Source organism: Epilithonimonas sp., from assembly GCF_056329745.1.
In genome coordinates, this window is sequence record NZ_JBWEYV010000009.1 from 110,109 (window position 1) to 121,496 (window position 11,388).

General features: G+C 39.2%; 12 protein-coding genes. 3 read left to right on the forward strand and 9 right to left on the reverse strand.

Going from position 1 to position 11,388, the window contains the following annotated elements; all coding sequences use genetic code 11:
- Window positions 1-124: 124 nt before the first annotated feature.
- The 5 genes from purH to AC00Y6_RS08575 form a co-directional block, all read right to left on the reverse strand.
- A complete protein-coding gene (gene purH, locus AC00Y6_RS08555) occupies window positions 125-1,642 on the reverse strand; it encodes a bifunctional phosphoribosylaminoimidazolecarboxamide formyltransferase/IMP cyclohydrolase (protein WP_474490195.1) in 1,518 nt (505 codons plus the stop codon).
- A gap of 72 nt (window positions 1,643-1,714) precedes the next feature.
- The gene (rraA, locus tag AC00Y6_RS08560) at window positions 1,715-2,197 is read right to left on the reverse strand and encodes a ribonuclease E activity regulator RraA (protein WP_474490196.1); all 483 of its coding nucleotides are present in this window, start codon (window positions 2,195-2,197) and stop codon (window positions 1,715-1,717) included.
- Between the two features lies 1 nt (window position 2,198).
- The gene (purN, locus tag AC00Y6_RS08565) at window positions 2,199-2,762 is read right to left on the reverse strand and encodes a phosphoribosylglycinamide formyltransferase (protein WP_474490197.1); all 564 of its coding nucleotides are present in this window, start codon (window positions 2,760-2,762) and stop codon (window positions 2,199-2,201) included.
- 93 nt (window positions 2,763-2,855) lie between these two features.
- A complete protein-coding gene (gene purM / locus AC00Y6_RS08570) occupies window positions 2,856-3,848 on the reverse strand; it encodes a phosphoribosylformylglycinamidine cyclo-ligase (protein ID WP_474490198.1) in 993 nt (330 codons plus the stop codon).
- A 341-nt stretch (window positions 3,849-4,189) separates the two neighbouring features.
- Window positions 4,190-4,726: an NADPH-dependent FMN reductase gene (locus AC00Y6_RS08575; RefSeq protein WP_474490199.1), complete on the reverse strand. Its 537-nt coding sequence runs from the start codon at window positions 4,724-4,726 to the stop codon at window positions 4,190-4,192.
- Between the two features lie 285 nt (window positions 4,727-5,011).
- On the opposite strand from AC00Y6_RS08575, the gene AC00Y6_RS08580 reads away from it, so the two are divergent.
- Window positions 5,012-5,266: a hypothetical protein gene (locus AC00Y6_RS08580; RefSeq protein WP_474490200.1), complete on the forward strand. Its 255-nt coding sequence runs from the start codon at window positions 5,012-5,014 to the stop codon at window positions 5,264-5,266.
- A gap of 3 nt (window positions 5,267-5,269) precedes the next feature.
- Here the strand turns inward: AC00Y6_RS08580 and AC00Y6_RS08585 are convergent, their stop codons facing one another.
- The 3 genes from AC00Y6_RS08585 to AC00Y6_RS08595 are packed head-to-tail and all read right to left on the reverse strand — an operon-like array spanning window position 5,270 to window position 7,592.
- Window positions 5,270-6,355 carry a porin family protein gene (locus tag AC00Y6_RS08585; RefSeq protein ID WP_474490201.1) on the reverse strand — a complete coding sequence of 362 codons (1,086 nt, stop codon included), beginning with the start codon at window positions 6,353-6,355 and terminating at the stop codon, window positions 5,270-5,272.
- A gap of 6 nt (window positions 6,356-6,361) precedes the next feature.
- Window positions 6,362-7,054 (reverse strand): hypothetical protein, encoded by a 693-nt coding sequence (locus AC00Y6_RS08590; RefSeq protein ID WP_474490202.1) that lies wholly within the window; start codon window positions 7,052-7,054, stop codon window positions 6,362-6,364.
- Complete coding sequence (locus AC00Y6_RS08595) at window positions 7,035-7,592, reverse strand: RNA polymerase sigma factor (protein WP_474490203.1); 558 nt, start codon at window positions 7,590-7,592, stop codon at window positions 7,035-7,037. The genes AC00Y6_RS08590 and AC00Y6_RS08595 overlap by 20 nt, the downstream gene beginning before the upstream one ends.
- A gap of 437 nt (window positions 7,593-8,029) precedes the next feature.
- On the opposite strand from AC00Y6_RS08595, the gene prfB reads away from it, so the two are divergent.
- Window positions 8,030-9,142: a peptide chain release factor 2 gene (prfB, locus tag AC00Y6_RS08600; protein ID WP_474490204.1), complete on the forward strand. Its 1,113-nt coding sequence runs from the start codon at window positions 8,030-8,032 to the stop codon at window positions 9,140-9,142.
- Window positions 9,143-9,153: 11 nt separating this feature from the next.
- Here the strand turns inward: prfB and AC00Y6_RS08605 are convergent, their stop codons facing one another.
- Complete coding sequence (locus AC00Y6_RS08605; protein ID WP_474490205.1) at window positions 9,154-9,864, reverse strand: DUF4294 domain-containing protein; 711 nt, start codon at window positions 9,862-9,864, stop codon at window positions 9,154-9,156.
- 58 nt (window positions 9,865-9,922) lie between these two features.
- Between AC00Y6_RS08605 and chrP the strand changes: the two genes are divergently transcribed.
- A complete protein-coding gene (gene chrP / locus AC00Y6_RS08610; RefSeq protein ID WP_474490206.1) occupies window positions 9,923-10,999 on the forward strand; it encodes a chryseobasin maturation metalloprotease ChrP in 1,077 nt (358 codons plus the stop codon).
- Window positions 11,000-11,388: the final 389 nt, after the last annotated feature.

Below are 11,388 nucleotides of genomic sequence, written 5' to 3' on the forward strand. Positions count from 1 at the left end.
AAATATTATTTGAAATCCGTTGTTAAATAATTTACTAATTTTTATCACAGAATCTAAAAACCCTGTCAGTTTAAAAAACTTGGACAGGGTTTGTTTTTATTGTCGTGCTATAATCTAAAAAAAATCAATGCAGGAAATGTCTCATCCCTGTAAACAACATTGGGATATGATGCTCGTTAGCCGCTTCTATAGATTCATTATCGCGCATGCTTCCGCCAGGTTGGATGATGGCTTTGATCCCTTCCTGAGCGCAAAAATCAACCACATCCCGGAAAGGAAAAAATGCATCCGAAGCCAAAACCAGCTCCCCATCAAATTTTTCTTTTGCCCTTTCGATAGCCTGTTGAGTAGCCCAAATCCTATTAACCTGGCCACCACCAATTCCGATCGCCTGTACACCGTTTGATACTACAATGGCGTTCGATTTTACATATTTAACCACTCTTTGCGAGAACAACAGCACTTTTTTCTGCTCTTCAGTTGGAGCTGTTTCTGTCATCAGTTTAATATCTTCGGAGAACTGATCATCAGCATTTTGTACCAACATTCCGCCATCAATTTTCACCCAAACCTGTTTGTCTGTAACAGGATTTTTAATTTTGATGATCCTAAGGTTTTTCTTTTTTCTAAGAATTTCCAAAGCCTCTTCATCAAAATCCGTTGCCATAACAATCTCCAGAAAAGTTTTGTTCAGCTCGTCAGCAGTCGCCGCATCCACTTTATAATTCATCCCGATAATTCCGCCAAAAATGGAAACAGGATCGCACTCAAAAGTTTTGGCATAGGTTTCTAGAGCCGAAGTTCCCACCGCCACACCACAAGGCGTTGAATGTTTTACTGCGCAACACGCCATTTCTTCTTTGAACTCGTTGACAACCTTCCAACAAAGATCCATATCACGAAGGTTATTGAAGGATAATTCTTTGCCTCCCAGGATTTCAAAATCCTTCATGGCACCGTTTTCAAACGTAGAAGTATAATAAGCTGCTGACTGGTGCGGGTTTTCACCGTATCTTAAATCAGACACTTTTTTGTAAGAGGCATTAAGGTATGACGGATATTCTTCGTCCAACAACATGCTGGAAATCGCTGCATCGTAAGCCGAAGTCAGGTTGAAAACCTTCCCTGCCAGTTTTTTTCTGGTTTCCAAGTAAGTATCACCATTTTGTTCCATTTCGATTTTTACGGTCTGATAGTCATTAACATCCGTCAAAACCGTTACCGAATTAAAATTCTTGGCCGCAGAACGCAACATAGATGGGCCGCCAATATCAATAAATTCTACTTTCTCATCCAGAGAAATATCTTTGTTTACATTTTCAAAAAACGGGTAAAGGTTGACGATTACCATATCTATCAGGCCAATGCCATAGTTCTCAACCGTTTTCATGTGTTCCTCGTTGGAACGGACTGCCAGCAATCCGCCATGCACTTTGGGATGCAGCGTTTTTACCCGGCCATCCAGCATCTCCGGGAAATTGGTCACTTCGTCAATCTGAATCGGGTTAAGTCCGGCTTCGGAAAGGTGTTTGAAAGTACCACCTGTAGAAACCAGTTCGTAATTGTTATCTGCCAAAAACCTGGCAAAATCTACCAAACCACTTTTGTCCGAGACACTGATTAATGCTCTTTTTTTAACCATTCTTTCTTTTTACTTTTTATTAGATTTATACAAACAACGGCAGCCCATCAAAAGTTGGCTGCCACTACTTTATTAGAAATATTGATATTTTGAAACCACGATACCGTCCTCATCTGCATAGACAAACTCGCCGGGAACAAACGTAATATCTGCAAAACTGACAGGAATGTCACGATCACCAATTTGGTTTTTGCCACTTTTTAACGGAATCGTATCCAAAGCTTTTACGCCAAGATCCAATGTGGAAATAACCCTTGAATCTCTAATTGCACCAAAAATTATGACGCCATTCCAGCCATTTTCTATGGCGAGTTGTGCAAGGTTATCTCCCATCATAGCACATCGCAATGAGCCACCGGCATCGACGACTAAAACTTTACCTTCACCATTTTCGGAAAGCGTTTCCCTTACCAGTGGGTTATTTTCAAGAGCTTTTATGGTAACAATCTTTCCGTAAAATGATTTTTTGCCACCCCAATTTTTTAAACCGATTGGTGTCGCAATTCTCAGATCCTTGATATGCTCATCGCAAAGATCAGCGGTACTCCAGCTCATATTATGGATTTAAAATTTTATCAATCGCTTTTGGGAAGATGTCATACTCAACAAGATGGACTTTTTTTGCAACGGTTTCTGCGGTATCAAGATCATCAATATCAAATTTTTTCTGAAGGATAATATCGCCCTCATCTACACCAGGCGTTACAAAATGCACTGTAGCGCCACTCTCCTTTTCTCCGGCAGCAATAACGGCATTGTGAACATGATGCCCCCACATCCCTTTTCCGCCAAATTTTGGCAGTAATGCAGGATGGATATTAATAATTTTGTCCCGCCATTTTTCACAGAATTCCGGTTTCAGGATAGATAGGAATCCGGCGAGGACAATAAGATCTGTATCTGCCGGAATTGCATCGGAAAGATTCTGGGAAAAATCTTTGCCTCTTTTAATCAAGATTGCCGGGATGTTATGGTTTTCTGCTCTTTCCAGCCCGAAACATGGTCTGTCGGCAATCAACAGACTGACTCTGGCATTTCTAATTTCGCCATTGTCAATACAGTCCATAATCCTCTGAAGGTTGGTGCCTGAGCCGGAAATTAAAATGGTAATATTTTTCATTTATTCAATAGCCCCGATTGTAGTGGAAATCCTTTTGCTTTTTTTTCATATATGAAAAAGCAAAAGATTGCAACGGAAAGCGGGATTAAGCTCCTAAAATTTCAAATCAATTTTCTCATTGCCTTCCGTGATGAAGCCAATTTCATAAGCATCCTCCAAAAGGTCAAGAATTTTTTCGGTGTGATTTTCATCTGTTACCAGAACCATCCCAACTCCCATGTTAAAGGTGCCAAACATCTCTGCCCGTTCTATATTGCCACGTTTTTCCAACTCCTGCATTACTGCCGGAACTTTAATTTTGGATGCATCGATAGAGGCGCAAAGCCCAGCCGGGATAATCCGCGGAACATTCTCATACAAACCGCCACCGGTAATATGTGCAATACCGTAGAGCGGTGCTTCTTCCAGAACTTTGTGGATATCTTTATAATACAATCTTGTAGGAACCAGCAATGTCTCATAAAGTGGTTTGCCTTCAAACTCTTCGTTAAAATCAGGGAAAATTTTCCTTACCAATGAAAAGCCGTTGGAATGAAATCCTGAACTTGGGATGGCAATGATCCTATTTCCTTTCCGGATCTTAGAACCATCGATAATTTCGTCTTTTTCTACAATGCCTACGCAAAAACCGGCTACATCGTAATCTCCCGGCTGATACATGCCCGGCATCTCGGCGGTCTCACCACCTATCAAGGCACAATTATTATCCTTACAGGCATTGACCATTCCCATAACAATCTCCGCCGCAATATCCGAATCCAATTTGCCGCAAGCCAGATAATCCAGAAAGAATAAAGGTTTTGCACCATGGCAAAGGATATCGTTGGCACACATGGCAAAGCAATCTACACCAATAGAATCATATTTCTTAGAATCCAGCGCCACTTTCAGTTTGGTGCCCACACCATCTGTCCCGGAAACCAGAACCGGATTTCTGTATCCGGCAATTTCGTAAAATGCACCAAAGCTCCCAAGGTTGTTCAGTACATTCTTATTATGCGTTTCTGCAACCGCAGTTTTAATCTTATCAACGGTTTTGTAGCCCTCTTCTTTGTCTACACCGGCGGATTTATAGGTATTGCTCATTTTTACTTTTTGATTATCAGGACATCAAATTTGGATCCATATCCCGGGAACTCTGGGGTGATTTCCAGATTCACCCATTCTTCGAGACTTTCAGGCTTTTAACAGCCTGAAAGAATCTCAGAACTCATTAGATTTATTTCAAACTTTACTTTCAAAAATACTTCAATAAAAAAGCCGATAATCTTAGAGATTACCGGCCGTTATTTTAGCGCGCAAATTCAGAGGCGATCATATCATTCTTCTGGAAAGAATTAAAATAATGCATCGAAGGAATCTGCTTATACTTCACCTTTTTTACTTTGATACAAAGTTACGCAACTTTAATTATAAATTCCAAAATCTTAATTAAAAAAGTTTTTAACAGCAGTCAGTTTTTCCTGAAACTCTGCCTGTTTTTCCGCATTAACAATGCCTTTTTCCGCATCAAAATTTTCATTAAACTTAGGCAACGAAAACGACTGCAACACCTGTGCGCCACTGAATGGTGAACGCGCCTCGAAGGCCGCCAAAACATGTTTCCCTCCGCCAGGACCTGTAGCTGTCGCCAAAAGGAAAATCGGTTTTTCGCCAAAATGCTTCCTATCTTTGATCCTTGATATCCAGTCAAATATATTTTTGAATGCGGTAGAATAAGCGCTGTTATGCTCGGCCAAAGAAATGATGAGCAAATCTGCCTGATCTATTTTCTCGGCAAACTTCAATGCAAGCTGAGGAATTCCCTCATGTTTCTCGCGGTCTACGCTAAAGATCGGCATCTCATAATCATTAAGATCCAAAACTTCTACGTCTGCATTGTCAAATTGTTTTGCGACAAATGTTGCCAGTTGTTTGTTGATCGATTCTCTGGAATTACTTCCTCCAAAAGCCAATATTTTCATTTAATTCAATTTTTTTTAATGCCCCAAATTTATTGACTTTAACGCTAACTATGCATTGACTTAAGATATTTTTAACTAAAATTTGAAATTCAATAAAAATTCTGGTCTTATAATTGATTAGCTTTTGACATATAAACCTTGCATTTGTAACAACTCTAATCTCTGCCTTGATATGATTTTCGATAAAAATTACCTTTCTACAAATAGTGACAATTCTTATGTTGTATATCAGGAAGAGGAAGACAATGCGAGTTTTGTAAACCCTTACAATGATAATCCCTATATATGATCAGCTCCCTCCAAAAACTGAAAAAGCATATCAAATGTGATAGAAAGCGGTCTGTCATAGATCATTGCCTGGCAGATTACAGCACCGATATTGTAGATGAACCACAGATCAGTATTTTTGAAACCGAGTTGCCAACTTCTAAGACATCGCTGGCCAATTATGCCAAATCATCTTATCAAAAGGTGATTAAAGATCTGGAGCATATCCAGAGGCTTATCGATCAACTCGGTATCAATGAGGTGAGGCTTTAAATTTTAGAAATCAATATTGGCGATTTCAATCCCAATCTGGATGCCATTTTTGGCAGGAATTAGAGCTTTATCATTAAATATAGGCGTAAAATCCTTTTTGATAAACAGGTTGACACCGCCATACCCAATATTGAATTTTCCTCCAAACAGAAAAGCGTTAACGCCGTCATCCAAAGTGTAATCGTATTTCTGGAACTTGTTATTGGCATCGTGGTATTTTACTTTCACAATACTTCTGGTGTTGATTCCGGCGTAAGCACCTAATCCTATTTTCCACATTTTTTTCCTCACGTCCAGATATTGTTTGCCGTCAAACTCGGTATATTTTGGATTGAGGTACAACTGAAACTCCACAGGCAAAGTCAGGTAAACATTTCTGAGTTTTGACCTTTTAAGCCTGCCATCTTCAAATTGATCAAGATAGAGTTCTGAGTTGTTTTGTACAAAAACCTGCGGGCGTTTTGGCATATAAGTATCTGTTCTGTAAGCCAATCCATACCTTATAAACCAAGGGCTGGTAAAGGAACCTAATTGATTGTCCCTCCTGAACTGTACCTCTACACTGTGCGAATTGCCAATCCTCATTTCGGTATCATTCTCAAAAGGGTTAAAGATTCCTTTATCTTTGGTTAGGTTCGCAAAAGCATAACCCACGCTCAAAGTACTGTTGTTGGCATATTCAGCGGGTGATTTATCTTTCTTTTTCCCGATGTTGACGGAAATGCCCGAAGAACCAAAAATCATAACATTGCGGTTTCTCAAAGTGTCCCCTTTGGTATTGTAAACCGAATTGGTAACCGCTGTTTTGGTAATATCTTCAAACTGCTGACGTTCATTTTCGATTTTGTCGTTGATGATTGTTTCATATTTTTTTGAAACACTTTCTTTTTGCGCAATTTGATCTGCCCTGGTAATTTTACCCTCAGAAAATGCCTGGTCAATTTTGTCGGTTTCCGCTTTCATATTTTCCTTTTCGGCAGAGACAATGTTGTTCACCTTTTCTGTGTAGGATTTCATTTGGCCGTCGAGCGTAGTTTGTGCTGTGGCAAAGCCTGAAAGCATTGCCAAAAGTAAAATTTTAATGTTCATAATAGTTTATTTATTAGTTATAGAATCTTTGTCGTAGAGCGTAATGCCCAGTATTTTGATCCTTTTGGGGTTAAGAATATCTGATTCATTTTTGGAAGTCGAAATATTAATTCCCATTGCAGATTTTGGTTTTTCCGCTTTTGCCTTGTCAATTTCTACCCCAAAGAGAAGGTCCTGCGAAGAGACATATTTTACCTTCGGTTTTGGAGTTTCGTTTTGAGCCCATTTTTCCTCAACCTGTGGTGATGTCGTTATGCCCTCAGTTTTAGATAATGTCTCCTGTTTAGGTTTTAGGATATTTTTATTTTCTGTTGTCACCTGATTCTTTACCATCGCCGGAACACCTTTGGTAACGTTTTGATTGGTTGTATTAATGACCGCTACATTTTGTTCAGGAACCGTTTCCACCATCGCATTTTTCTCCAAATTTTGTTCTTCAGGCATATTTTGATTAGGATTATAACCTTTAGTTTTCCCGGACACTAATTGATTCTCATTGGTTCCCGAAGGATAATTGACTGTCAAAAATACCGTTGTTAATCCGCCTATCAGGGCAACCGCCGCCGCATAACGCCACCATACTATGTTTCTGGTAGTTTTTTTCGCAGGTGCTTCATCCAGTTTCTGCTCCAGCTTTTCCCAAAGATGGTCAGAAACTTTCATTTCCTGCTGTTCATATTTAGATTTCAGATTCTGCATTGTGTTGGTTTTTTTGTTGATTAAAATAATCCTTCAGCCATTTTTTAGCTTTGTTCAGCTGGCTTTTGCTTGTCCCTTCGGAGATATTCAGGATTTCTGCAATATCCTGATGTTTCTTGTCTTCAAAAACTGAAAGGTTAAAAACCAGCTTATAACCTATCGGCATTTCTTTAAAAATAATATCCAAGTCTATATCTTCAGAAAACGCACTCACATCTTCGGTCTGGTCTGCAATCGCATCCGTAAATTCGGTTTCAGCATAAAGGATATGTTTATTTTTCCGAATGAAATTGATGGAATCATTCACCACAATTTTCCTGAGCCAAAACGGAAACGATTCATAATTTTTACAATCTTCAATTTTCGTAAAAGCTTTATAAAAAGCATTCATCAGCACATCTTCTGCATCATCCTGGTTATTGATGTAAGAATTGGCGACCGACAGCATCTTGCCAGAAAACATCTCGAACAAACTCTTCTGAGCCAGCCGGTCGTTTTTCTTTGCCTGAGAATAGATATGTTGCAAATTCTTATTCATGTTTCCTTTCTGCTAATAAGACGACAAAAATCAGAAATGGTTGCCTCAATTTTTAAAATAAATCAAAAAAAGCAATCAATCAATTGATTATCAGTAGAATAATTTTAAATCAATTTAAATATTTGGTCAATCCCCTCGCCTTTCCAAATCCCACACCTCGGGTCGGGCTATCCGTTGCAATCTTTTTTGTGGACGGCATTTCTCCTTTTGATTCAACATTTTTACACCACAAAAAAGGATTTCCACTGCTATCCCTATTGCGGGTTACGTCATCAATATTAATTTTCCCACAAGAATGAAATTTCAAATCAATTCCATTCAAAACTCAGTAACTTAAAAAATAACATGGTAAAAAACCTCTGTGACTTTGGGTTTAATTTCCCAGCCTATAATTAATTCATAATTTTCTCCGTATTTTTGCAAAAAGCAAAACAAACGTGGTAAACACAGACCAAATAAAAGATATACAATCCAGAATAGAAGACCTGCACAAGTTTTTGGGAATCGATAAAAAGAAAATTGAAATTTCTAATGACGACGAAAAAACCGCAGCACCCGAGTTTTGGGAAAAGCCAAAGGAAGCGGAAGTTTTCCTGAAGCAGCTGCGCTCCAAGAAGAAATGGGTAGAAGGTTATGAAGAAATCAACTCCCAATTTGAAGATTTGCAGGTGCTAGCAGAATTTGCCAAAGAAGATCCCGAGTCCGAAAAGGAACTGGACCAGGCTTTCCCACAACTCGTAGAAAAAGTAGAAAACCTGGAATTCAAAAATATGCTATCCGACGAAGGTGATGAGCTGTCTGCTGTCCTCCAAATTACAGCCGGCGCCGGCGGAACAGAATCCTGCGACTGGGCCAGCATGCTGATGCGGATGTACACCATGTGGGCAGACAAACAAGGCTATAAAATCCGCGAACTGAATTTTCAGGAAGGTGATGTAGCCGGTGTAAAAACCGTAACACTGGAAATTGAAGGGGAATTTGCCTTTGGCTACCTGAAAGGTGAAAATGGCGTGCACAGATTGGTGAGGATTTCGCCTTTTGACAGTAATGCCAAACGGCACACCAGTTTTGTTTCGGTTTATGTCTATCCTTTGGTGGATGATACGATTGAAATTAACATTAATCCGGCAGACATCAGTTTCGAAACTATGCGTTCTTCGGGTGCCGGTGGGCAAAACGTCAACAAGGTAGAAACCGCCGTTCGTCTTCGCCACGCACCTACAGGCATTATTATCGAAAACTCAGAATCGCGTTCGCAGCTTCAGAATAAGGAGAAAGCCATGCAACTCCTACGCTCCCGGTTGTATGAAATTGAACTGGAAGAACGCATGAAAGCCCGTAACGAGATTGAAGCCAATAAGATGAAAATCGAATGGGGTTCGCAAATCCGAAATTATGTGATGCATCCTTATAAATTGGTAAAAGATGTACGATCCGGCTTTGAAACATCTGACGTAGATGGCGTAATGAATGGCAATATTACACCATTTTTAAAAGCTTACCTCATGAACGAAGGCCAGGGATCCGCCGATGATTTGGATGAATTATAGTTTCTAATATATTAATTATCCTTATTAATTTTGTAATTGCTGGAGCCGGGATAAGGTTGTAAATAGCCCAGGTTCCAGTTAGATTGCAACAGCGATTCTACAAAAAGGTCATCCCTATTTTTATGTGGATCATAAGGTGTTTTTAGGCTCACATCAGCAATATTGCCTTTCACGTTCCACCAAAAAGCACTCCACCCTCCTCGCAATTCTTTGATAATCTCGTAAACTGTTTTGCCGGTTGCACGGTTCATCAGCTTGGCAAAAACCTGCCCTTCAGTCGTAGTAAGATCGCGCAACTGTTTCTCGTAACTGGCAGCCAGTTCATTTTGTCTTTGCTTGATGTATCGGCTTCTGTCTGAACCGGTCATGTTAGCACTCTCCTCTTTTATAGTGGTATACTGCTGCAAAGCATTCAAGAAAAGTGGGTAAACGCGGTTCAGTTTCTTGTTAAGGAAGAAATAATAGTTCCTGTCCAATTGATTGTTAAAGTGAGGATTGGCCCTTAAAGACAATTCATCCATCACAATAACCTGCTCCCCATTGATTTTGTAGATTTTAGCTTTCTGAGCCTCATCATAAAAATACTCATTACCTTCTGCATCCTTTTGCAACTTGCTCTTTGGAATATCATCAAATGACCTGACCTTCAGTGTATCCTGCTGCCCAAAGCAAAATGTACCAAGAAACAACAGAAGAATCGGAATCAGTTTATTAAAATTCATTACTTTTACTATCATAAAAATTAACACAATCTACTATCAAAAATCATTCCCTTATCATATGAAATTTGAAAAGAAATCAATTAAGTTTTTAGAAGAATATCTTAATACGGCCTCTCCCACGGGCTACGAGCATAACGGTCAAAAAATCTGGATGGATTATATCAAACCTTATGTAGACAAAATAGAAGTAGACCATTACGGGACAGCCTATGGTATTATCAACCCGGATGCAGATTTTAAAGTGGTGATAGAAGCCCATGCAGACGAGATTAGCTGGTATGTGAATTATATTACAGATGATGGCTTGATCTACGTCATAAGAAATGGCGGTTCCGACCAAACCATTGCACCATCCAAAGTGGTCAACATCCACGGGGAAAAAGGTATCGTGAAAGGCGTTTTCGGGTGGCCGGCAATCCATACTAGAAGTACAAACCAAAACGAACCAACGCCAAAAATCGAAAATATCTTTATAGACTGCGGCGCAACTTCCAAAAAAGAAGTGGAAGATCTTGGGATTTTTGTAGGCTGCATGATTACTTATCCTGATGAGTTTTTTGAACTGAATGACCGCTATTTTGTATGCCGCGCCCTAGATAACAGGATTGGAGGTTTTATGATTGCGGAGGTCACCAAATTGTTAAAGGAGAACAAAAAAAAGTTACCTTTTGGACTTTATATTACCAATTCGGTTCAGGAAGAAGTCGGACTTTATGGCGCAGATATGATTGCCGACACTATCAAACCTAATATTGCCATTGTGACCGATGTCACCCACGACACCACAACGCCTATGATAGAAAAAAAGAAAGAAGGCGACCAGAAATGCGGCGATGGCCCTGTGATTTTCTTTGCGCCAAGTGTACACCACACCATCAGAGAACTGATTATTGACACCGCAAAAAATAAGAAAATCCCTTTCCAGAGAGCTGCTGCAAGCCGTGCGACAGGAACCGATACAGATGCCTTTGCCCATTCAAACGGCGGTGTTCCCAGCGCACTGATCTCTTTGCCCTTGCGCTATATGCACACGACTGTAGAAATGGTTGCAAAAGAAGATGTATCCAATGTAATCCAATTAATCTACGAAAGCCTGCTGAAAATAGAACCAACCATGAAGTTGAAATACCATTAACAGACTACAATCAATCAGAACTTTTAAAAAGCGCTTACCTTATTAGTTAAGCGCTTTTTTATAATATCTAAATTTTTTAAAAAAATAACACGATATTCCATAATCTTCAGATCAATATGTATATTTGCAAAATTATAGACCCAAATTATTTTATAGTCAATACATTATAATCCCAAAAAATTTATATTTTTTTTAACCAAATTGTTTATCTTTAGGATTATGATTTTAAGAGGCAATATTTTGAATTGTATGAAGAAGCATTACAGCCTATAATTGCAAATCATTTGAATCTTAAATGTTAGAACAGAATATTTATACCCGATGAAAATAAATTTATAGAGGTCATTAGATAATTTCATATCTTTAAAGTGTTTTAAAAAGGGGAAAAC